Origin of the sequence: Kosakonia sp. MUSA4, from assembly GCF_013085925.1 — a bacterium.
Taxonomy (GTDB): Bacteria; Pseudomonadota; Gammaproteobacteria; order Enterobacterales; family Enterobacteriaceae; genus Kosakonia; species Kosakonia sacchari_B.
This window is the reverse complement of the sequence record NZ_CP025697.1, coordinates 723106-746363: the sequence shown is the minus strand read 5'-3', so window position 1 is coordinate 746363 and position 23258 is coordinate 723106. Positions and strand designations below refer to the sequence as shown.

General features: G+C 53.3%; 22 protein-coding genes and 1 pseudogene. 3 read left to right on the top strand and 20 right to left on the bottom strand.

The window, feature by feature from the left end; translation table 11 throughout:
* Positions 1-16: 16 nt before the first annotated feature.
* Both C0557_RS03485 and rof read left to right on the top strand, forming a co-directional pair.
* Positions 17-217, top strand: a complete 201-nt coding sequence (locus C0557_RS03485; protein ID WP_007373244.1) for a YaeP family protein — start codon at positions 17-19, stop codon at positions 215-217.
* Entirely contained in the window at positions 204-464 is a 261-nt protein-coding gene (gene rof, locus C0557_RS03480) for a Rho-binding antiterminator (protein WP_007373243.1), read from the top strand. The genes C0557_RS03485 and rof overlap by 14 nt, the downstream gene beginning before the upstream one ends.
* Before the next feature lie 27 nt (positions 465-491).
* On the opposite strand, the gene tilS is transcribed toward rof, so the two are convergent.
* The 20 genes and pseudogenes from tilS to rpsB all read right to left on the bottom strand — a co-directional run bounded on the left by tilS (position 492) and on the right by rpsB (position 22120).
* Positions 492-1787, bottom strand: a complete 1296-nt coding sequence (gene tilS / locus C0557_RS03475; protein ID WP_208657492.1) for a tRNA lysidine(34) synthetase TilS — start codon at positions 1785-1787, stop codon at positions 492-494.
* 64 nt (positions 1788-1851) lie between these two features.
* The gene (locus tag C0557_RS03470) at positions 1852-2241 is read right to left on the bottom strand and encodes a VOC family protein (protein ID WP_208657491.1); all 390 of its coding nucleotides are present in this window, start codon (positions 2239-2241) and stop codon (positions 1852-1854) included.
* Positions 2242-2299: 58 nt separating this feature from the next.
* Positions 2300-2568 (bottom strand): annotated as a pseudogene (locus C0557_RS03465) (lysine decarboxylase LdcC); the annotation flags it as partial.
* A 46-nt stretch (positions 2569-2614) separates the two neighbouring features.
* The gene (gene accA, locus C0557_RS03460) at positions 2615-3574 is read right to left on the bottom strand and encodes an acetyl-CoA carboxylase carboxyl transferase subunit alpha (protein ID WP_208657490.1); all 960 of its coding nucleotides are present in this window, start codon (positions 3572-3574) and stop codon (positions 2615-2617) included.
* A 12-nt stretch (positions 3575-3586) separates the two neighbouring features.
* Positions 3587-7069: a DNA polymerase III subunit alpha gene (gene dnaE / locus C0557_RS03455; protein ID WP_074775100.1), complete on the bottom strand. Its 3483-nt coding sequence runs from the start codon at positions 7067-7069 to the stop codon at positions 3587-3589.
* 38 nt (positions 7070-7107) lie between these two features.
* Positions 7108-7704: a ribonuclease HII gene (rnhB, locus tag C0557_RS03450; protein ID WP_208657489.1), complete on the bottom strand. Its 597-nt coding sequence runs from the start codon at positions 7702-7704 to the stop codon at positions 7108-7110.
* Positions 7701-8849 (bottom strand): lipid-A-disaccharide synthase, encoded by a 1149-nt coding sequence (gene lpxB / locus C0557_RS03445; protein ID WP_208657488.1) that lies wholly within the window; start codon positions 8847-8849, stop codon positions 7701-7703. The genes rnhB and lpxB overlap by 4 nt, the downstream gene beginning before the upstream one ends.
* Positions 8849-9637 (bottom strand): acyl-ACP--UDP-N-acetylglucosamine O-acyltransferase, encoded by a 789-nt coding sequence (gene lpxA, locus C0557_RS03440; protein ID WP_007373235.1) that lies wholly within the window; start codon positions 9635-9637, stop codon positions 8849-8851. The genes lpxB and lpxA overlap by 1 nt, the downstream gene beginning before the upstream one ends.
* 3 nt (positions 9638-9640) lie before the next feature.
* Positions 9641-10096, bottom strand: coding sequence for a 3-hydroxyacyl-ACP dehydratase FabZ (gene fabZ / locus C0557_RS03435; RefSeq protein WP_007373234.1), 456 nt, complete (start codon positions 10094-10096; stop codon positions 9641-9643).
* 171 nt (positions 10097-10267) lie between these two features.
* Positions 10268-11296, bottom strand: coding sequence for a UDP-3-O-(3-hydroxymyristoyl)glucosamine N-acyltransferase (gene lpxD, locus C0557_RS03430; RefSeq protein WP_043954927.1), 1029 nt, complete (start codon positions 11294-11296; stop codon positions 10268-10270).
* Positions 11297-11299: 3 nt separating this feature from the next.
* Positions 11300-11794: a molecular chaperone Skp gene (skp, locus tag C0557_RS03425; protein ID WP_043954929.1), complete on the bottom strand. Its 495-nt coding sequence runs from the start codon at positions 11792-11794 to the stop codon at positions 11300-11302.
* Positions 11795-11910: 116 nt separating this feature from the next.
* The gene (gene bamA / locus C0557_RS03420) at positions 11911-14325 is read right to left on the bottom strand and encodes an outer membrane protein assembly factor BamA (RefSeq protein ID WP_074775096.1); all 2415 of its coding nucleotides are present in this window, start codon (positions 14323-14325) and stop codon (positions 11911-11913) included.
* A 31-nt stretch (positions 14326-14356) separates the two neighbouring features.
* Complete coding sequence (gene rseP, locus C0557_RS03415; protein WP_208657487.1) at positions 14357-15706, bottom strand: sigma E protease regulator RseP; 1350 nt, start codon at positions 15704-15706, stop codon at positions 14357-14359.
* 11 nt (positions 15707-15717) lie between these two features.
* Positions 15718-16575, bottom strand: coding sequence for a phosphatidate cytidylyltransferase (cdsA, locus tag C0557_RS03410; protein ID WP_074775092.1), 858 nt, complete (start codon positions 16573-16575; stop codon positions 15718-15720).
* Between the two features lie 12 nt (positions 16576-16587).
* Positions 16588-17346, bottom strand: a complete 759-nt coding sequence (ispU, locus tag C0557_RS03405; protein WP_074775089.1) for a (2E,6E)-farnesyl-diphosphate-specific ditrans,polycis-undecaprenyl-diphosphate synthase — start codon at positions 17344-17346, stop codon at positions 16588-16590.
* 185 nt (positions 17347-17531) lie between these two features.
* Positions 17532-18728 carry a 1-deoxy-D-xylulose-5-phosphate reductoisomerase gene (gene ispC / locus C0557_RS03400; protein ID WP_208657486.1) on the bottom strand — a complete coding sequence of 399 codons (1197 nt, stop codon included), beginning with the start codon at positions 18726-18728 and terminating at the stop codon, positions 17532-17534.
* A gap of 96 nt (positions 18729-18824) precedes the next feature.
* Positions 18825-19382 carry a ribosome recycling factor gene (frr, locus tag C0557_RS03395; RefSeq protein ID WP_007373226.1) on the bottom strand — a complete coding sequence of 186 codons (558 nt, stop codon included), beginning with the start codon at positions 19380-19382 and terminating at the stop codon, positions 18825-18827.
* A gap of 149 nt (positions 19383-19531) precedes the next feature.
* Positions 19532-20257 (bottom strand): UMP kinase, encoded by a 726-nt coding sequence (gene pyrH, locus C0557_RS03390; RefSeq protein WP_074775086.1) that lies wholly within the window; start codon positions 20255-20257, stop codon positions 19532-19534.
* 145 nt (positions 20258-20402) lie between these two features.
* A complete protein-coding gene (gene tsf / locus C0557_RS03385) occupies positions 20403-21254 on the bottom strand; it encodes a translation elongation factor Ts (RefSeq protein WP_074775085.1) in 852 nt (283 codons plus the stop codon).
* Between the two features lie 140 nt (positions 21255-21394).
* A complete protein-coding gene (rpsB, locus tag C0557_RS03380; protein ID WP_074775084.1) occupies positions 21395-22120 on the bottom strand; it encodes a 30S ribosomal protein S2 in 726 nt (241 codons plus the stop codon).
* 308 nt (positions 22121-22428) lie between these two features.
* On the opposite strand from rpsB, the gene map reads away from it, so the two are divergent.
* Entirely contained in the window at positions 22429-23220 is a 792-nt protein-coding gene (gene map / locus C0557_RS03375) for a type I methionyl aminopeptidase (protein ID WP_007373222.1), read from the top strand.
* The last annotated feature ends 38 nt before the right edge of the window (positions 23221-23258 follow it).

Genomic DNA, 23258 nt, shown 5'->3' with positions numbered 1-23258 from the left:
GCTGACAGGAGGAGATGTGAACAATTATTGTGAGTTAGTACGCAAACGGTATGCGGAAATCGCCAGCGGAGATTTGGGGTATATCCCGGATGCGCTGGGGTGCGTGTTGAAAGTGCTGAATGAAATGGCGTCGGATGACACCCTTTCAGAGTCGGTCAGGGAAAAGGCGGCATATGCGGCCGCGAACTTACTGGTGAGCGATTATGTCAATGAATGATGCCTATCAACCCATCAACTGTGATGACTATGACAATCTTGAACTCGCCTGCCAGCATCATCTTTTATTGGCGCTGGAATTGAAAGACGGCGAGGTGCTCAGCGCCAAAGCCAACGATTTAGTCTCACGTAAAAATGTGGAGTATCTGGTAGTAGATGTCGCAGGCGTTTCACGCGAAGTGCGTCTCGATAAAATTGCCAGCTTCAGCCATCCTGAAATCGGCACCGTCGTGGTGAGCGAGTCCTGATATTCAACGGGCAGCGCAGGCTGCCCTCTACTTTTTCCACACCAGCTTCACGCCTTCCTGTCCGGCCGTTTTAAGCCCTTGTTGCGTAGCAAACACCCCCGCCGCTGCGATTAACGTTTCGCCATAAAACAGCAGCGGCGTAGTGTCGCGCCGCCAGGGTGCCACGCCAAACTCCTGCCAGATTTTTTTCAGTTTACGTCCGCCATGACGACCGGCGATATGTAACAAACCAGACGCCTGGAAACGCACAGAAAGCCTCTCTTCCGCAGCCGGCGCCCGCAATTCCCCGCCGGAAATCAGCGACAGTTCTCCCAGCCCGGCCGGTAACAACAGCGGCGCAAAAGGCATCGGCCAGTTCAGTTGCGTATTACGCTGGCTGGGCTGCGTTTTAATCCAGTAGAGATTGCCCTGAAAACGACGCGCTTCATACTCGCCCAGCCGCAGGCAAGGCTCCGCATCGTCACGTGCCTGCGCCACTTCAAACCACAAGCGGTTAAGCATTGCGCGGGACGGCATCACCGCGCCCTGCTGTGCCAGCCAGCGGCGTAACAGGGCGTTGCGGCGAACTTCGCTCAGCATCTGCAAAGCCGCAATGTTCAGCGCCCCTTCTTCCGTGGTCGCCGCCGCCAGTTCGTCAGCCAGTAGCTCATCCAGCAATTGCTCCTGCTCCCCACAAAGCGCAGCGCTACGCGAGACGGCATCGGTGAAATGCGGCCAGCGCGCCGTCAGTAGCGGCAGTACCTGCAGGCGCAAAAAGTTGCGGTCATAATGGACGTCAGCGTTACTTTCATCCTCAATCCAGCGCAAATCATGCAACTGCGCCCATTGATGCAGGGTATCACGCGAAAAGTTGAGCAGCGGACGGATAAGCTGCGTTCCGGCAAAGGGCAAACTTTGCGGCATCGCGGCAAGCCCCGCCGGCCCACTGCCGCGCTTAAGCGCCAGTAGTACGGTTTCGCACTGATCATCCAGATGCTGCGCGGTAAGCAGCACTTCGCCGGGCTTCAACACCTGACGAAATGCCTGATAGCGCGCTTTCCGCGCCTGCGCTTCAATGCCCTCGCCATTATCGACCAGCGTCACGTATTGCACCGTTAGCGGGATCTGCCAGAGCTCGCAAAGAGACTGGCAATGCTCAACCCACGCATTCGCATGCGGACTAAGCCCATGATGGATATGAATTGCCCGTAGCCGGATATCGGGCTGTTGCTCGCGCCAGAGCATCATTTGGTGCAGCAGCACGGTCGAGTCCAGCCCGCCGCTGAAGGCCACCAGAAACTGGTGTGATGCAGTGGGTAATGGCGCGAAAAGTGGCGTGGTCATAGTGGTATTTCAAAACGGAAGCGATGCCCGGCACGTTACCGGGCATCGCGTTGTGTGGCAAGTATTACTGCTGGTAAAGCTCCAGCGGCAAGCCATCGGGATCGTTAAAGAAGGTGAAACGTTTATCGGTGTAGGGATCGACGCGTATCGCTTCACACTTCACGCCATGTGATTCCAGATGCGCCACTGCCTGGTCGATATCATCAACGCTGAACGCCAGATGGCGCAGGCCGCACGCTTCCGGGCGGCTGGGACGCGCAGGCGGAAACGGAAAGGAGAACAGCTCAATCACATACTGCCCGTTCAGCGCCAGATCGCCTTTCCACGAATCGCGCGCCTCGCGATAAACTTCGTTCTGTAGCGTAAAACCAAGGATATCGCAGTAGAACGCTTTGCTTGCAGCATAATCCGTGGCGATGATCGCAATGTGATGTACCTGTTTTAAACCCAGCATAGTTTCTCCTTTCCTTAATGCCTGAACGTTACCCCCGCCCACTGCCGGCCGCAAGAGATTAGCGGCCTTTTAGGACTCGTACCCGGTAAGTGCCCTCTTCATCCCGTTTCGCGCCGTGAATATCGGTTTCAAAGCCCGAGCATAGCATCAACAGGAAATCAAGCACCGGGCGGCTGGCGTCAGCGTCATATCCGGTAGCACATCGAAAGCCTGCAACATCAAACGCGGTAGATCGTGCTGGCGAATAAGCTTATGGATCCCCTGCGTTAGATCCTTAATCCGCATATTGCGGTAAAAATCAGGATCTTCGGCATAGAGCGCAGGTATAAAAAAAGCCGCACAGCGGTGCGGCTTTTCATCAATGCAATGAAACTCAGGCGTAGCCGTAACTCATCAGACGCTGGTAACGGCGGTTACGCAGATCGTCTTTGCTCAGCACATCCAGATCGGCGAGATCGGCCAGCAGTTGCGCTTTCAGCGAAGCGGCCATCGTTTCCGGGTTACGATGCGCGCCGCCCAGCGGTTCCGGAACGATCGAGTCGATCAGTTTCAGTTCTTTCAGACGCGGCGCGATGATGCCCATCGCTTCTGCGGCCAGCGGCGCTTTGTCGGCGCTTTTCCACAGAATAGAAGCGCAGCCTTCCGGCGAGATAACAGAATAGGTGCTGTATTGCAGCATATTCACTTTATCGCCCACGCCAATCGCCAGCGCGCCGCCGGAACCACCTTCGCCGATCACGGTGCAGATCACCGGTACGTTCAGGCGGGACATTTCACGCAGGTTGCGGGCGATCGCTTCCGACTGACCACGCTCTTCGGCACCCACGCCCGGATAGGCGCCTGGGGTGTCAATAAAGGTGATAATCGGCATGTTAAAACGTTCTGCCATTTCCATCAGGCGTAGCGCTTTGCGATAACCTTCCGGTGCTGGCATACCAAAGTTACGGCGGATTTTCTCTTTGGTTTCGCGGCCTTTCTGGTGGCCGATGATCATTACCGGGCGACCGTCGAGACGCGCGATACCGCCAACAATGGCTTTATCGTCGGCATAAGCGCGATCGCCAGCCAGTTCGTCGAATTCATCGAACGCCATGCGGACATAATCCAGGGTGTAAGGACGCAGCGGATGTCGTGCCAGTTGGGCAACCTGCCATGCGCCAAGATCGGCGAAAATTTTGCGCGTCAACTCTACGCTTTTTTCGCGCAGACGATGCACTTCTTCGTCGATATTTATATCCAGTTTCTCATCCTGACGGCCAACGGCAGTCAGGGAATCGATTTTCGCTTCCAGCTCAGCAATCGGCTGTTCGAAATCAAGGAAATTCAGACTCATAGTATTCCTGTATTAGTCAAACTCCAGTTCCACCTGCTCCGAACCTATGAGGCCACGCAGATCGTTGAGTAAACGATCGCTCGGAGAGACGCGCCACGTTGCGCCGAAACGTAACCGCGCACGCGCATCCGCCCTCTGATAGTAGAGATGTACTGGAATGGTTCCCGAACGGTGGGGTTCCAGAGACTGACGGAGTCGGTTTAAAAGCTGGTCATCAATTTGCCTGTCCGTCAGCGAGATAGCAAGCCCACGGGCGTATTTTTCCCGGGCTTCGTCAATGTCCATAACTTCACGGGCGGTCATTTTAAGTCCCCCGCTAAAGTCATCAAAGCTGACCTGTCCGCTGACAATAAGTATGCGGTCTTTTTCCAGCAGTTGCTGATATTTATCCAGGGCATCAGTGAATAACATCACTTCCAGACGCCCGGAACGGTCATCTAACGTACAGATGCCGATACGATTGCCGCGCTTGGTGACCATAACCCGCGCGGCAATGACGAGCCCCGCCGCCGTGGTAACTTTCCCACGTTCGGTCGGATGCATGTCTTTCAGCCGGTAGCCTCCGACATAGCGCTCAATTTCTTTCAAATACTGGTTAATCGGGTGACCCGTAAGGTAGAGACCTAACGTTTCACGCTCACCTTCCAGCACCACCTGTTCCGGCCACGGCTGGCAACTGGCGTAAGACTGTTCTATCTGCTCTGGCTCTTCGGCCAGCACGCCGAACATGTCGGCCTGGCCAATCGCCTCGGCTTTCGAATGCTGATCGGCGGCTTTAAGCGCATCGCCCAGCGAGTTCATCAGCGCCGCACGATGCGGCCCAAGGCGGTCAAACGCCCCGGACATAATCAGTTTTTCCAGCACCCGGCGGTTAAGCTTTTTAATGTCGGTGCGCGCGCACAGATCAAACAGTTCGCGGAAGTAACCGCCGTTATTACGCGCTTCGATGATCGCCTCAATCGGACCTTCACCGACGCCTTTAATTGCTCCGATACCGTAAACAATTTCACCGTCATCGTTGACGTGGAAATGGTACAACCCGGAGTTAATATCCGGCGGCAGGATTTTCAACCCCATGCGCCAGCACTCATCCACCAGACCGACGACTTTTTCGGTGTTGTCCATATCGGCAGTCATCACCGCCGCCATAAACTCGGCCGGATAGTGCGCTTTCAACCACAGCGTCTGGTAGGAGACCAAAGCATAAGCGGCAGAGTGCGATTTGTTAAATCCGTACCCGGCGAATTTTTCTACCAGGTCGAAGATTTTCATCGCCAGTTCGCCGTCGACGCCATTTTTCTTCGCGCCCTCTTCGAAGGTTCCGCGCTGCTTGGCCATCTCTTCCGGCTTTTTCTTACCCATCGCACGACGCAGCATGTCTGCGCCGCCAAGGGTATAACCCGAAAGCACCTGAGCAATCTGCATCACCTGTTCCTGGTAGAGGATAATGCCGTAGGTCGGCTCCAGTACCGGTTTCAGGCTTTCATGCTGCCACTGCACATCGGGATAGGAGATCTCTTCGCGCCCGTGCTTACGGTCGATGAAGTTATCTACCATGCCTGACTGCAACGGCCCCGGACGGAACAGGGCCACCAGCGCGATCATATCTTCGAAGCAGTCGGGTTGCAGGCGCTTAATCAAATCTTTCATGCCGCGGGATTCAAGCTGGAACACCGCAGTGGTCTCCGAGCGTTGCAGCATGTCGAAACTTTTCTTGTCATCCAGCGGAATAGCGGCGATATCCAACGGCGGCTCGCCGTGCTTCTCGCGCCGGGCGTTGATCATCTCCAGCGCCCAGTTGATGATGGTCAGCGTGCGCAAACCAAGGAAGTCAAACTTCACCAGCCCGGCATATTCAACGTCGTTTTTATCAAACTGGGTAACCGGGTGCTGGCCGGCTTCATCACAGTACAGTGGGGCAAAATCGGTAATTTTGGTGGGTGCGATGACCACGCCGCCAGCGTGTTTACCCGCGTTTCGCGTCACACCTTCCAGCTTGCGCGCCATGTCGATCAGCGCTTTAACTTCTTCGTCCGCTTCGTAGATTTCCGGCAGTTGCGGCTCGGCTTCAAACGCCTTCGCCAGCGTCATGCCCGGATCCGGCGGCACCAGTTTAGAGATGCGGTCAACAAAGCCGTACGGGTGACCCAGTACGCGGCCCACGTCGCGGATAACCGCTTTCGCCGCCATGGTTCCGAAGGTGATGATCTGCGATACCGCATCGCGCCCGTACATGTCCGCCACGTGCTCGATCACCTGGTCGCGCTTCTCCATACAGAAGTCAACGTCGAAGTCGGGCATCGATACACGTTCCGGGTTAAGGAAACGTTCGAACAGCAGGTCAAATTCCAGCGGATCGAGGTCAGTAATTTTCAGCGCATAAGCCACCAGCGATCCAGCGCCCGAACCACGCCCCGGCCCTACCGGCACGCCGTTATCTTTTGACCACTGGATAAATTCCATCACGATCAGGAAGTAACCGGGGAACCCCATCTGGTTAATAACTTGCAGCTCGATATCAAGACGCTCGTCGTACGGCGGACGCTTCTCTGCACGAACCTGCTCATCCGGGAAGAGGAACGCCAGGCGTTCTTCGAGACCCACTTTCGATTTCTCCACGAGAAAGTCTTCAGTGGTCATATCACCGGTCGGGAACTGCGGCAGAAAGTATTCACCAAGGCGTACGGTTACATTGCAGCGTTTGGCAATTTCGACGGTGTTTTCCAGCGCCTCCGGAATATCGGAGAAGAGTTCACACATCTCCTCTTCGCTGCGCATATATTGCTGTGCGGAGTAGTTGCGCGGACGTTTGGGATCGTCCAGGGTGAAACCGTCGTGGATGGCGACACGGATCTCATGCGCGTCGAAGTCGCCTTCATCAATAAAACGCACATCGTTGGTCGCCACGACCGGCAAACCGTGCTCTTCCGCCAGTTGTACGGCTGCGTGCAGGTAAGGCTCTTCATCAGCACGCCCCGTGCGGATCAACTCAAGGTAGTAGCGATCGGGAAAATGCTCTTTGTAGAAATCGAGACACTGTTCAACCAGCACGCTGTTGCCACGCAACAGACTTTTACCCACGTCGCCCATGCGCGCGCCGGAGAGCAGGATCAACCCTTCGCCGAGCTCCTGCAACCAGTCGCGATCGATCCACGGCCCCAGTGCGCCATAGCCACGCTGGTAGGCACGCGAAATCAGCAATGTCAGGTTCTGGTAACCGGTATTGTTGGCCGCAAGGACGGTGAGCTGCGCCAGTTCATCGCCTAACAGATCGCTCTGTACGTGCAGATCGGCGCCGACGATCGGCTTCATCCCGGCTCCGTGCGCCGTTCCGTAGAACTTCACCAGACCACAGAGGTTCGTAAAATCGGTGATCGCCAGCGCGGGCATGCCGAGCGCGGCCGCCTTTTTCACCAGCGGCCCGGTTTTCGCCAGCCCGTCAATCATGGAGTAGTCGCTATGCACCCGCAGGTGTACGAAACGTGGTTCAGCCATTTTCAGATCCCAGCCTGGTTATTTCACGTTCACAAGAGTCAGGACACAAGGTCCAGCGCGCGTTTAACCGGCGCAAAGCTGCGCCGATGATGCGCAGTTGCGCCATGTTCCGCCAGCTTCGCCAGATGGAAAGCCGTTGGGTAGCCTTTATGTTGCGCAAAACCATATTGCGGAAAAAGAAGATCAAGCTCAGCCATTTCGGCATCTCGCGTGACTTTTGCGATAATCGATGCCGCACTGATTTCCGCCACCCGGCTATCGCCTTTCACTACTGCCAGCGAAGGCATTGGTAAAGTAGGGCAACGGTTGCCATCAATCAGTACAAATTCCGGGACGATAGAGAGCCCGGCAATTGCACGCTGCATCGCCAGCATAGTGGCGTGCAGAATATTCAGTTCGTCGATTTCGTGTGGTTCGGCGCGTCCCAGACTCCAGCACAGCGCTTTCTCTTTGATCTCTTCACTCAGCGCCAGACGGCGTTTTTCGGAGAGTTTTTTCGAATCGTTCAGGCCAATGATTGGACGCTTCGGATCGAGGATCACCGCCGCCGTCACGACCGCACCCACTAAAGGCCCGCGCCCAACCTCATCCACACCGGCAACCAAATGCGCGTGCGGATAAATAAATTCCATCATTGTGCTAACTCCAGTACTGCGTCAGCCGCCTGCTCATCGGCATTACAGCGAATCAGCTGGTGCAGTTCGCGGAAAATGTCGTGCATTTCGTGGCTGGTTTTACCGTTAGCCAGCAGCGGTACAAGCGCATCGGCCAGCGCCTGCGGCTGGCACTCATCCTGTAGCAACTCTTTCACCAGTTCACGTCCGGCCAGCAGGTTTGGCAGCGAAACATAAGGCGTTTTCACCAGCCGCCTGGCCAGCCAGAATGTGAATGGCTTCATGCGATAGCCCACGACCATCGGGCATTTAGCCAGCATGCACTCCAGCGCGGCGGTGCCGGAAGCCAGCAAGGCCGCATCGGCGGCGATCATTGCCTCGCGCGCCATACCATCCAGCATATGCACTGGCAGATCGGGAGCAACTTCCGCCTTAATCCGCTCAAACTGTTCGCGCCGTTTGGCGTTGACCAGCGGTACAACCACTTCAAGATCGGGGTAGCGTTCACGCAGCAACTGCGCGGTACGCAGGAAATCGGCGCTAAGCATTTCCACCTCTGCGCCACGGCTGCCAGGCAGTAACGCCAGACAGTGTACATCATGGGCAATTCCCAGATGATCGCGCGCTGCGCTTTTATCCGGATCCAGCGGCATTGCATCCGCCATGGTATGGCCGATAAAACGGCACGGCACATTAAATTTGTCATAAAACGCTTTTTCGAAAGGCAGAAATGCGAGCACCAGATCGGTGGCTCTGCCAATTTTGAAAACGCGTTTTTGTCGCCACGCCCAGACGGACGGACTGACATAATGGATGGTTTTGATACCCTGCTTTTTCAGATTGCCTTCGAGAGTAATGTTGAAATCCGGCGCATCGATACCGACAAAGACATCCGGTTGCAGCTCGCTAAAGCGACGGGTCAAATCAGCGCGGATATGCAACAGGCGGCGCAGACGGCCCAGCACCTCAACGATACCCATCACAGCAAGCTCTTCCATCTCATACCAGGCTTCACACCCTTCAGCCTGCATACGCGGCCCCGCAACGCCGACAAAGCGGGCATTGGGGACACGCGATCTCAGCGCGCGGATAAGACCGGCACCAAGAATATCGCCGGAGGTTTCTCCGGCGACGAGGGCTATCGTAAGAGGACGATTGTCGATCATTACCGAATCAGGCCGCGCGTTGAGCGTTCGAAGAATTGCATAAACGCATCAACTTCCGGATGCTTCGCAGCAAGCTCGGCAATCTCCGGTTTCGCCTCTTCCAGCGTTTTACCGCTGCGATACAGCAGTTTGTACGCATTGCGGATAGCCACTAACGCTTCTCTGCTGAAACCGCGACGTTTCAGGCCTTCAATGTTCACACCAAACGGTGTGGCATGGTTGCCCTGAGCAATCACATAAGGCGGTACATCCTGCGCCACGCCGGAGCAGCCGCCAACCATCACGTGCGCGCCGATAATGCAGAACTGATGCACTGCGGTCATGCCGCCGATGATAGCAAAGTCGTCGACGGAGACGTGCCCCGCCAGCGTTGCGTTATTTGCGAGAATGCAGCGATCGCCAACGGTACAATCATGCGCAATATGCGCATTGATCATCAGCAGGTTATCGCTGCCCACCTTCGTCAACCCTCCGCCTTGTACTGTGCCACGGTGGATGGTGACGCTTTCGCGGATGCGGTTGCGATCGCCAATTTCCACACGAGTCGGCTCGCCAGCATATTTCAGATCCTGGTTAACCTCGCCGATGGATGCGAACTGATAGATCTCGTTGTCGCGGCCAATCGTCGTATGACCATTAACCACAACATGAGATTTCAGAACCGTACCCTCACCAATTTCAACGTGAGGGCCAACAATACAAAACGGACCAATGTGAGCGTTGGCACCAATAACGGCACCGTCTTCAACAATAGCAGTTGGATGAATAAAGGCGGTTTTATCAATCACGTATCAGGCCTCCCGGCTACGTGCACACATCATAGTAGCTTCACAAACAACTTTACCGTCTACCAGCGCAACACCTTTAAAGCGTGTCAGGCCGCGACGGGTTTTCTCGAAAGTGACTTCCATGATCATCTGATCGCCAGGCACAACGGGACGCTTAAAGCGCGCTTCGTCGATACCGGCGAAGTAGTACAGCTCACCCGGTTCCAGTTTACCAACGCTTTTAAACGCCAGAATACCGGTAGCCTGCGCCATTGCTTCCAGAATCAGCACGCCCGGGAAAATCGGTTTGCCAGGGAAATGCCCCTGGAAAAACGGCTCGTTTACCGAAACATTTTTTACTGCGCGCAGAAAACGACCTTCTTCAAAATCCAGCACACGGTCTACCAGTAAGAACGGGTAACGGTGCGGCAGAAGTTCCAGAATCTCTTCAATGTGCAGAGTATGAGTGTCAGTAGTCAAAATACTCTTCCTGTCTAAATATACTAAAAGGCAATAATAACACGGCCCGCGGCAATCATCAGAAAGCCAACAGGCCGGGAAGTATACACACTTTAGGCTTCTCGTCGCAGAGGCGTTTTGTCGCTTCTCTGATGTCGGGAGGCTTCTGTGTACAAGCGTTATGCAGGTGAATTATTCGTCTTGTTGATTAACCTTGCGCTCGACGGCTTTCAGGCGCTTGCTCATATCATCAATATTCATCACCAGGGCTGCGGTTTTTCGCCACACTTTATTTGGCTGTAGTGGGATACCTGAGGAGTAGACTCCTGGCTCAGTGATAGGACGCATGACCATCCCCATCCCCGTTACGGTAACTTTGTCGCAAATTTCCATATGCCCATTGATTACGCTGGCGCCGCCGATCATGCAATAGCGGCCAATTTTCAGGCTGCCCGCCATGATTACGCCACCGGCAACCGCCGTATTGTCGCCAATCACAACGTTATGTGCAATCTGGCACTGGTTATCAATGATCACGCCGTTGCCGATGCGGGTATCGTCAAGCGCGCCGCGATCGATTGTAGTACAGGCGCCAATCTCAACGTTGTTGCCAATGATAACACGGCCAAGCTGCGGGATTTTAACCCAATTTCCGCGATCGTTGGCGTAACCGAAGCCATCAGAACCGATCACCGTCCCCGATTGCACCAGGCAATTTTCGCCGATCTCAATCTCGTGGTAAACGGTCACATTTGCCCACAAACGCGAACCCGCACCAATTTTCGTCTTTTTCCCAACAAAGCAACCCGCGCCGATAATAACGTTATCGCCCAGAATAACGCCGGATTCGATCACCGCGTTTGCGCCAATTGCAACATTGCTACCCAGAGTGGCCGTTGCGTCAATCACCGCGCCAGGCGCGATGCTGCTCGCTGGCTGCGGCGTGGTATCAAGAATTTGGGCCATACGCGCGTAGGTCAGGTACGGATTTTTTACGACCAGCGCTGCGCTTTTGGCAAAAGGAAGATCGTCTTGCGTCATAACGACAGCAGACGCCTGACATCCTGTCAGGTGTTCACGGTACTTAGGGTTGACCATGAAAGTGATGTGACCTGCTTCGGCAGATTGCATGGACGCAACGCCGGTGATGACGATATCGCCATCACCGTGTAATTCTGCATCCAACTGCTGAGCTAAATCAGCCAGTCGAATTGAAGGCATTACTTATTTAACCTGTTTCAGTACATCAGCAGTGATGTCTTTTACATCGTTGCTGTTGTAAATAACGGCGTTGGAAGGAACAACCAGATCAACACCCTGATCGGCAGCGACTTTTTTCACTGCAGTCTGAATGCGAGTCACCAGCTTGCCACGTTCTTCGTTAGAACGACGAGCCTGATCCTGCTCGAAAGCCTGTGCTTTCTGGGCAAATGCCTGACGACCTGACGCGATGTCTTTTTCCAGCTTGCTGCGATCGCTCGCCTTCATGGTAGAGCCATCACGTTGCAGACGCTGAGCTTTGGCTTGCAGGTCGGATTCCATGCTCTGCAGTTCGCTTGCGCGACCGCCGAATTCGTTTTTCATCGTCTGAGAAACGCCGGAACTCTGCGCAACCTGTTGCAACAGGCTACCCATATCAACAATTGCAATCTTGTCAGCAGCTTGCGCTGACGCTGCCATTGCTAAACCGAAACCTGCAGCTAATAACAACTTTTTCACAATTTACTCCTTACCATCCCGTTTGTACCCGGAGGTACAGCTCTTTGCGTGGCCGGGCTTCCGGTTGAAGCCACAACCATCACTACACTGCGAATGCATTCCGTTGCTGTGCGGAATTACCAGGTTTTACCAATGTTAAACTGGAACTGTTCCGCTTTGTCTCCATCGTACTTTTTAAACGGCTGGGCGTAGGAGAATACCAACGGCCCCAATGGGGACATCCATTGTAATGCGATACCAGCAGACATGCGGATATTACTCGGATCGCTATAATCCGGAATACCCAGCGCTTTCATTTCCGCTGTATTTTGCCAATTTGTATCCCATACGCTACCTGCATCCCAGAAGAATGAGGTACGTACAGAGTTAGCATATTTGTCGCTGATAAACGGCGTCGGCGTGATGAACTCAACGCTGGCCACGCCCATGGCATTACCACCTACTGCATCATCAGACTTACAGTATTTCGAAGTCGTTGTATTACAGTTATCCAACCCACTGCCGCCGTAATAAACAGCTTTCGGACCGATGTTGTTGGACTGGAAGCCACGAACAGTGCTGGAACCACCGGCGTAGAAGTTCTCATAGAATGGCATCTCTTTGCCACCTAAACCGTCACCATAGCCCCAACGAGTACGACCCAGAATCACCCATTTGTGATCGTCGTCAATTGGGAAGTAGGAGGCGGTATCCACCGTCACTTTGTAGAACTCGTTATCGGAGCCAGGAACCGTAACTTTACCGTTCAGGTTGACGCGCGAGCCCTTCGTCGGGAAGTATCCACGGTCGAGGTTGTTATAGGTCCAACCATAGTTGAAGGTGAAATCGTCCGCCGAGTAACCGTTGCTATCACTCGTGGTGCTGGCGTTCTGACCTACGGAATCCAGATAACGCCACATTGCTACCTGAGGTTCCATTTGCGACAGGCTGTTATGAACGTAACCTAAGCCCGCACGCAAGGTGTTGTACTCATTGATTGGGAACCCGAGGGTACCGTCTACACCGTAGCTCTTGTTGGTATAAGAGGAAAGGTCAGCATTGTCAGCTTTAAAGTCGTTATAGAAGATACGACCGCCGAGGCTAACACCGTCAACCGTGAAGTACGGGTTGGTAACGGAGAATTCAGAGTAGGTCTGGTAGTCGTTTTTCGTCCCGCTGATACCCACAGAGTAGCCGGTACCTAACCAGTTATCCTGCTGTACGCCAACCTGGAAGCTGACGCCGCTCTCAGTACCGTAGCCGACACCGAAGTTGAAGCTACCGGTATTACGCTCTTTCACCTTATAGACGACATCAACTTGATCCGGGCTGCCCGGAACACGCTGCGTTTCGGTATCAACCGTCTCGAAATAGCCCAGACGGTTCAGACGCTCTTTACCCTGATCGACCAGATCGCTTCCCAACCACGCCCCTTCCATCTGGCGCATTTCGCGACGCAGAACAGCATCTTTTGAGGTGTCATTGCCTTCAAAGCGGATCTTGCGAACGTAAAAACGGTTGCCAGCATCCACATTAATATGCAGCTTAACGGTTTTGTCCGCATCGTTGATTTCAGGTTGAGACTGAACGCGCGGATAAGCGTAACCATAGCGACCAAGAAGCTTTTTAATATCATCTTCCATTTTGGTTACTTTGGTGCCGTTATACAGCTCGCCCGGCTCGATCTTCGTCAGGCTTTCAATCTCTGCAGAATGACCAGCAAGGTTACCACTCACCTGCACGCCGGAGAGTTTGTACTGCTCGCCCTCGGTCACGTTGACGGTAATGTAGATACCTTTTTTATCCGGCGTCAGGCTAACCTGAGTCGAATCAATGTTAAAGCGGGCATAACCGCGATCCAGATAGTAGCTGCGCAAACTTTCCAGGTCGCCAGCCAGTTTCTGTTTCTGGTATTTGCGATCGCCAATCACGTTCCACCATGGCACTTCATCGCGCAGTTGGAAGCTGGAGATGAGCTGTTCGGTGGTAAATGCATGGTTACCGACGATATTAATCTGTTGGATTTGCGCGGAAACGCCTTCCTGGAATACCAGTTTCAGGTCAACGCGGTTACGCGGCAGCGGGGTCACGACAGCTTTAACGCTGGCGCTGTATTTACCCACGCTGTAGTAGAAATCTTCCAGTCCCTTTTCGATATCGGACAGAGTGGTGCGGTCCAGTGATTCACCCACACGCACGCCAGAAGCCTCAAGGTTCTGTTTCAGCATGTCATCTTTCACCGACTTGTTGCCGGAGAAAGTAATGCTGGCGATTGTCGGGCGTTCTTTCACCTGGACAAGCAGGGTATCGCCATCACGCAGGACGCGAACATCCTCGAAGTTGCCGGTGGCAAACAACGCGCGAATGGTGTTACTGATATCTTCATCATTCACCGTATCGCCAGGGCGTACTGGCATACTGAGGAGGGCCGCACCAACGGCGACACGCTGTAGGCCTTCGAAATGAATGTCCTTCACTACGAACCCTTCAGCACCGTATACGGTGGCGCTGCTAAACAGCAGCGACGCTATGAGCAACTTTTTCATCGCCATCGTTATTATGCGTTCTTCCTAACAAACTCTCTTACAACCGAGAGAAATCATTGAAAAGTGCAAGCCCCATTAACAGCACCAGCAAAATAGAGCCAATGCGATAACTAAAGTCTTGAACTCGCTCGGATACCGGTCCGCCCTTCAGCTTCTCAATCGCCAAAAACAGCAGATGCCCGCCATCAAGAACGGGTAATGGGAACAGGTTAATAATGCCTAAGTTCACGCTTATCAATGCGAGGAACATCAGGTAGTAAATCAACCCGAACTCCGCTGACATCCCAGCCCCTTGAGCAATTGAGATTGGCCCACTGAGGTTGTTCAGTTTTACATCACCGGTGATCAATTTCCCCAACATACTGACCGTCAGCCTCATCAATTGCCACGTTTTATCCGTGGCTTCAACGATGGCGCTAAATGGCCCGTACTGGCGTACTGTCTTATATTCATCTGGCAGCGGAATAACTTTAGGCACAACGCCCGCGAAACCCTCTGCTTTGCTACCGGGTTTTGTATCCGGTATCAATGTTAAAGACAAGGGAGCCCCCTGTCTTTCTACTTCTAACGCTAACGGCGTTCCCGGATTATCCCGCACCAGATTAACGAACGTCATCCACTGAGTTAACTGCTGACCATCGACTTTAACGATCCTGTCGCCAGCTTGCAAACCTGCTTTGTTGGCCGCTGATCCCACCTGCACCTCCGCGAGGATAGGCTCAAGCTGCGCAGCGCGCGGCCGAATACCCAGCGCGGCGACCGGATCGTCTTTATCAGGTTGGAAAGCCCAGTGACGTAAATCGACGACCTTTTCCTGGCGATTGTTGCTGCCGAACGGCGCTACGCTGATGGTCATCTGGCTATCGCCGATTTTTGACACCAACTGTAAGCGCACAGCATCCCAATCAGGCGTTTCGATGCCATCAATCGATTTAAGTTCCATTCCGGGTGCAATTTGCGCGTTTGCGGCGATGGAATTGGGTGTTATTTCACCAACAACCGGGCGAACACCGGGGACACCGATGATAAACACCAGCCAGTAGGCGAAGATGGCAAAGATAAAGTTAGCGATTGGACCCGCGGCAATAACGGCTGCGCGCTGGCCAACCGTTTTATTATTGAAGGCGTAGTGGCGCATTTCCGGGGCAACCGGTTCAACGCGCTCATCCAGCATTTTGACGTAACCGCCCAGTGGAATCAGGGCAATTACAAATTCGGTGCCGTGTTTGTCTGTACGACGACAGAGCGCTTTGCCAAAGCCGATGGAAAAACGCTCTACCCGTACGCCACAGCGACGAGCAACCCAGAAATGGCCAAATTCATGCACGGTGATCAACACACCCAGCGCAACGATGAATGCCGCCAGATTCCAGAGAATGCTCAGCATAAAACCTTCCGTCAAATCGTCCTGAAAACCAGCAATAACAGGCAGGCAAATACGGGTACTGCCGCTGTCAAGCTGTCAATGCGATCCAGTATACCGCCATGACCCGGAATAAGATGACCACTATCTTTAATACCGGCTTCACGCTTGAACATACTTTCGGTTAAATCGCCCAATACGGAGGCCAGTGCGGCCACCACAGAGCAAATCAACAGAGTAGATGGCGCTATCTCGAGATTCGCCCAAGCGCCGTAGCCCCAGGAGATCACCCCCGCAGTCAGCAGACCACCGAGAAAACCTTGCCAGGTTTTTCCCGGAGAGACTTTTGGTGCCAACTTATGCTTGCCGAATAATTTACCAAACATGTATGCGCCAGAATCAGCTCCCCAGACGAGGATCATGACATACAGCAACCACAGCGCGCCATCATAGTGGTTATCGTTGTAGTGCCAGGCGCGTAGTGCCAGCATGCCCCAAAAAAAAGGCACAATCGTTAATATACCAAACACAAGACGTAAAACTCTGGAGTTGCGCCACAGCGCAGCAGACGCCGGGTAGCTCAGCACTAACAACAGAGCGCCCACCCACCAGGCCACTGAGGCCCAAAGCGAGAGTTCCACCAGCGGTTGATGGATATCATTGTGATATTGCGGCAGCAGCAACAGCATGAGCGCCAGCAGCAGCCCGCACAATACCGCCAGCCAAACCCGCTGAGAACGGGACGAAAAACCGCTCAGTTGCCCCCACTCCCACGCAGCAAGCATACAAACAGCGAGCGTAACGATCGCAAAACCCACCAGCGGCAACCAAAAAAGAGCTGCGATAACTATGGGAATTAATACAAAAGCAGAAATCAGGCGATACTTCAGCAAAAGCTACCCCCATCAGGCGTTTTCGCCACCAGGCTCGGTGCCGCCGAAACGACGCTCTCGATTGGCAAAGGCATGCAGCGCACCTTCAAAGTCTTGTTCATCAAAATCGGGCCAAAGAACATCAGTAAAGTAAAGTTCGGCATAGGCAATTTGCCAAAGTAAAAAGTTACTTATGCGATGTTCTCCACCAGTCCTAATCACTAAATCAACGGGAGCCAGCTCGTGCATGCAGACTTGCTTATTAAGCGTTCCTTCATCAATTTGATCCGGGCGTAACAGCCCTTCCTGCACTTGCACGGCTAATTGCCGGACTCCCTGAACGATATCCCAGCGACCACCATAGTTCGCTGCGATATTCAGCGTCAGCCCGGTATTCTGGGCGGTCAACTCTTCTGCTTTGCGGATACGTTCCTGCAAACGCATATTAAAACGGCTGGTATCACCAATGATGCGCAAGCGTACATTGTGGCGGTGCAGGCTTTTTACTTCACTATCCAGCGCCCACACAAACAGCTCCATCAGCGCACTCACTTCCTGCGCCGGGCGATTCCAGTTTTCACTACTAAAAGCATAAAGCGTCAGTGCATCGATACCATTGTTGGCGGCAAATGAGACCGCGCGGCGAACAGACTTTGCTCCAGCCCTGTGACCAAAGGCACGGAGTTTCCCCTGTCTTTTTGCCCAGCGACCATTGCCATCCATGATTATCGCAACATGGCGGCAGCCATGTGTTGGCAAATTTTCGCTTATCGGTTGGTTAGCTGACAACATAACGCGTTTTAGTCCCTGAAAAGGATTTAGCGGTACTCAGGAATACAAAGCCCTTACGCAAAAAAGCCGCGTAAACCACGGCTTACTCAATCCGCCATATCACAAACTGGCAATTTTGTGGCGCAGACTATATCACCGAAGCCTAACGCTAACAAATAGCACCGTTGCTCATGACTGTAATATCACTAGCTTGCGAGGCGCATCACTTGTTTTTGCGCAACCTCACGAGCTTGCGCATCGACAGCAAGTACATCATCTATACTCTGCGGCTCTCGCAAATCCATCTGCTCAAGCACAGACAGATTAAGGGCAGCGATATCAGTGAAACGGATTGCAGATGCCAGGAATGCCGAGACAGTCACCTCGTTTGCTGCGTTCAGCGCCGTTGTCGCTGCCTGCCCTTCATCGGAGGCATCAATAGCCAACTTCAGACAAGGATAGCGATCGAAATCGGGCTCTGCGAAACTTAATGAACTCAGTTTGCAAAAATCGAGGGCATTGACGCCAGACGGCACACGCTCAGGCCACGCCATCGTATGTGCAATGGGTGTACGCATATCCGGCTCACCCAACTGCGCCAAAACACTGCCATCCTGATAGCGAACCATGGAGTGGATCACCGATTGAGGGTGAATCAGCACTTCCATCTGGCAGGCAGCGGCATTAAACAACCAGCGTGCTTCAATGTATTCCAGACCTTTATTCATCATGGTGGCGGAATCAACGGAGATTTTACGTCCCATTGACCAGTTCGGATGACGACATGCCTGATCCGGCGTCATTGCTGCCAAATCAGACAGCGGCGTCTCCCGGAACGGGCCACCAGACCCGGTAAGCAGAATAGACGAAACCCCATTCAGCTCAAGATCAGCGTACCCCAGGTTCTGCTGAATTGTTTCCGGTAAACTCTGAAAAATCGCGTTATGCTCGCTATCGACCGGCAAAAGCCGCGCGCCACTCTCTTTCACCGCTTCCATAAACAGACGCCCGCAGGTAACCAGAGCCTCTTTATTTGCCAGCAAAACAGTCTTACCGGCGCGAATGGCGGCCAGTGTAGGCACCAGTCCGGCTGCGCCTACAATCGCCGCCATCACCTGATCGACGCCATTTAGCGCGGCCATTTCGCAGGCGGCTTGTTGACCACTGAGCACTTCAGTACGGCAGCCATGCTCGCGCAGCGCCAGTTTCACTTGCTGTGCGCTGTGCGCGTCGTCCATTACGGCGAAACGAGGAGAGAATTCGAGACACTGCTCAATCATACGGGCAACGTTCTTACCCGCGACAAGCGCAGTAACGGAAAAGCGTTCAGGGTTATGGCGAACCACATCAAGCGTGCTGCAACCAATAGAACCCGTTGAGCCCAGAAGGGTTAAATGCTTCATTAAACGCTCACAATGTTGCGAGGATAAAAAGCAAAACGCCGCCAGCAAAGCCACCGGAATGGCTCTCTGTACGGCGTTTTAGTCGGTTTTTTCGAATCAGAACTGCATCAATTCTGCTTCTTTGTCCGCCAGCGCCGCTTCTACTTTTTTGATGGCAGCGTCGGTCAGCTTCTGCACGTCTTCCTGTGAACGACGATCGTCATCTTCACTGATTTCTTTATCTTTCAGCAGCGCTTTTACTTTATCGTTCGCGTCACGGCGGACGTTACGTACCGCAACACGCGCTTGTTCAGCTTCGCCGCGCACGACTTTAATCAGATCTTTACGACGTTCTTCCGTCAGCGCCGGCAGCGGAACGCGGATATCGCTACCCGCAGAGCTTGGGTTCAGGCCCAGGTCAGAAGTCAGAATCGCTTTCTCAACAGCCGGGCTCATAGAACGATCGAACACGTTGATTTTCAGAGTACGGGAGTCTTCTACCGTCACGCTGGCCAGCTGACGCAGCGGAGTCGGCGTACCGTAATATTCCACAACGATGCCATCCAGCAGGCTCGGGGAAGCGCGGCCAGTGCGCACTTTGCTGATTTGGGTTTTGAACGCTTCAACGCATTTTTCCATGCGTACTTCAGCATCTTTTCTGATATCACTAATCACGTTACGGATCCTTGAAATCTTGTCGCAGACAGGCCATACGGCGGGTGTGCTAAGTATAGCCTGTTCAATTAATGGCACCGCGAAGATGCCAGAAAGGACTGCTTAATAAATTAAAGCGGAATCTTACCTTTATTTATTGCTTACGGGAATTAGTCCGTAATCAATGTGCCTTCTTTTTCGCCCATGACAACGCGACGCAGCGCACCAGGTTTGTTCATGTTAAATACGCGAATCGGCAATTTGTGGTCGCGAGCCAGCGTAAAGGCTGCCAGATCCATCACTTTCAGTTCTTTGTCCAGCACTTCGGTATAGGTCAGTTGTTCACACAGGGTAGCGGTCGGATCCTGTACCGGATCGGCAGTGAACACACCGTCAACTTTCGTCGCTTTCAATACCACATCGGCTTCGATTTCGATGCCGCGCAGACACGCTGCGGAATCGGTGGTAAAGAACGGGTTACCAGTACCTGCACTAAAAATCACAACGCGATTATTACGCAACAGGCTGATTGCTTCTGCCCAACTGTAATTATCACAGACGCCATTCAGCGGAAAAGCAGACATCAAACGCGCGTTCACATAGGCACGATGCAACGCATCACGCATTGCCAGGCCGTTCATAACCGTCGCCAGCATACCCATGTGGTCGCCCACAACACGGTTCATCCCCGCTTTCGCCAGACCAGCCCCACGGAACAGGTTACCACCGCCAATCACTACGCCAACCTGAACACCCAGTTCAACCAGCTCTTTAATTTCCTGCGCCATACGGTCGAGAATACTTGCGTCGATACCGAAGCCTTCTGATCCCTGGAGCGCTTCGCCGCTAAGCTTAAGCAGAATGCGTTTGTAGACGGGTTTTGCATTGGTAGCCATGTTTCTTTCCTGAGACTGTCAACAATTGGACGGGTTTAATACTGGCGTATGATACGTCGCCTGCCAGCGCAAACACTAGTGTGCTGGCTGATTTTCAGATGAAGGGCATAAAAAGAAGCCGCCCTCAGGCGGCTCCTTTTAATGATTAAGACTGCTTGGACATGGCAGCAACTTCTGCTGCGAAGTCAGTCTCAACTTTCTCGATGCCTTCACCCACTTCGAAGCGAATGAAGCCAGTCACGTCAGCGTTGTGCTCTTTCAGCAACTGACCAACGGTTTTGCTCGGATCCATAACAAAAGGCTGGCCGGTCAGAGAAACTTCGCCGGTGAATTTCTTCATGCGGCCTTCAACCATTTTCTCTGCGATTTCTTTCGGCTTGCCAGACTGCATGGCGATATCCAGCTGAACCTGGTACTCTTTTTCTACCACTTCAGCGGACACGTCTTCCGGCTTAACGAATTCCGGCTTGCTTGCAGCAATGTGCATGGCCAGCTGTTTAACCAGCTCTTCGTTAGCATTTTTAGCTGCAACCAGAACACCGATACGCGCGCCGTGCTGGTAAGAGCCCAGAACATCACCTTCCAGAGAGGATACGCGACGGATGTTGATGTTCTCACCGATTTTAGCAACCAGCGCTACACGCTCTTCTTCGAACTGTGCTTTCAGAACTTCAACGTCAGTGATTTTGCCAGCAACAGCTGCGTCCAGAACTTTGTTCGCAAATGCCTGGAAACCGCCATCTTTAGCAACGAAGTCAGTCTGGCAGTTAACTTCCAGAATGAGGCCGTAAGTGCCGTCGATTTTAGTGATGATCACGCCGTCAGCAGCAACGTTGCCTGCTTTCTTGGCCGCTTTGATCGCACCAGATTTACGCATGTTCTCGATCGCCAGATCGATGTCGCCGTTCGCTTCAGTCAGCGCTTTTTTGCAATCCATCATGCCTGCGCCAGTACGTTCACGCAGCTCTTTTACCAGGGATGCGGTAATTTCAGCCATTCTTTAATCCTCGGGAGAGATATGACCTGCACGGTTACAGGAACCAAACAGGCTTAAAAGTGAAAAAGGGGGCCATAAACAGGCCCCCTAACCAAACTCGGTACTACCTGCTCAATAAGGGGCTCAGAGAGCGTGCCTTATTATTCAGCTTCTACGAAGCTTTCTTCCGCCTGAGTAGCCAGATCCGAGGAACGGCCTTCACGAACGGTAGCAGCAACGGCATTCAGGTACAGGCTAACAGCACGGATTGCGTCGTCGTTACCCGGGATAACGAAGTCAACGCCGTCCGGATCGGAGTTGGTATCAACGATAGCAAATACCGGAATACCCAGGTTGTTTGCTTCTTTGATTGCGATGTGCTCGTGGTCAGCGTCGATAACGAACAGAGCGTCCGGCAGACCGCCCATGTCTTTGATACCGCCCAGGCTGTTTTCCAGCTTGTCCAGCTCACGAGTGCGCATCAGCGCTTCTTTCTTGGTCAGCTTGTCGAAGGTACCGTCCTGAGACTGAATTTCTAGGTCTTTCAGACGTTTGATGGACTGACGAACGGTTTTCCAGTTAGTCAGCATACCGCCCAACCAGCGATGGTTCACGAAGAACTGATCGCAGTTCAGAGCAGCGTCTTTCACCGCTTCGCTTGCAGCGCGTTTAGTACCAACGAACAGAATTTTGCCTTTACGGGAAGCAATTTTGTTCAGCTCAGCCAGAGCTTCGTTGAACATCGGTACAGTTTTCTCAAGGTTGATGATGTGAACTTTGTTACGCGCACCGAAGATGAACGGCTTCATTTTCGGGTTCCAGTAACGGGTCTGGTGACCAAAGTGAACACCAGCCTTGAGCATGTCGCGCATGGAAACAGTTGCCATGATTAAAACCTCTATATAAAAGTTGGGGTTATGCCTCCACGTATCCCATATTACCGACCCCGAAGGGCACCCCGGAATATGTGCCGATACGTGTGTGTTATTACACAAAGTGAGATTTGTGGCTCACGTCCCAAAAACAGGAACAGAGTCCGGCGCGCTTTATACCACAAAACGCCGCAGGAAACCAATAGTTGTTGACGCAGCGTGCTGTTACCGATTCTCAATTTGGCACAAGCCGCGCCTGACTGTTACCATTGACAGCACTAACCTGGTATAGTCGAAAAATTCGACGCTGACGGACTCATTCCATGGCTATCTCTATTAAAACTCCTGAAGAAATCGAAAAAATGCGCGTCGCCGGCCGTCTCGCCGCCGAAGTGCTCGAAATGATCGCCCCGCACATTAAACCGGGCGTCACCACCGGCGAGCTGGATCGCATCTGCAACGACTACATCGTTAACGAGCAGCACGCGATCTCCGCTTGCCTCGGTTATCACGGCTTCCCGAAATCCGTATGCATCTCTATTAATGAAGTGGTTTGCCACGGCATTCCGGATGACGAAAAACACCTGAAAGATGGCGATATCGTCAATATCGACGTGACCGTTATCAAAGACGAATACCACGGCGACACGTCCAAAATGTTTATTGTCGGCAAACCGACCATTCTGGGCGAGCGCCTGTGCCACGTCACTCAAGAGAGCCTTTACCTGGCGCTGCGCATGGTGAAACCGGGTATCCGCCTGCGCACGCTGGGCGCTGCGATCCAAAAATACGTTGAAGCGCAGGGCTTTTCCGTGGTGCGTGAATATTGCGGCCACGGTATTGGCCGTGGCTTCCACGAAGAGCCGCAGGTTCTGCACTATGATGCTGACGACGGCGGCGTTGTGTTGCAGGCCGGTATGACTTTCACGATTGAACCGATGGTCAACGCAGGTGATTACCGTATTCGCACCATGAAAGATGGCTGGACGGTAAAAACCAAAGACCGCAGTCTGTCGGCGCAGTATGAACATACCATCGTGGTGACCGAAACCGGCTGCGAGATCCTGACGCTGCGTAAAGATGACACCATCGACGCGGTACTGACCGCCGCCTGAGTCGGCGCGTTTCAGTGACATCAACGGTCCGCTCTGCG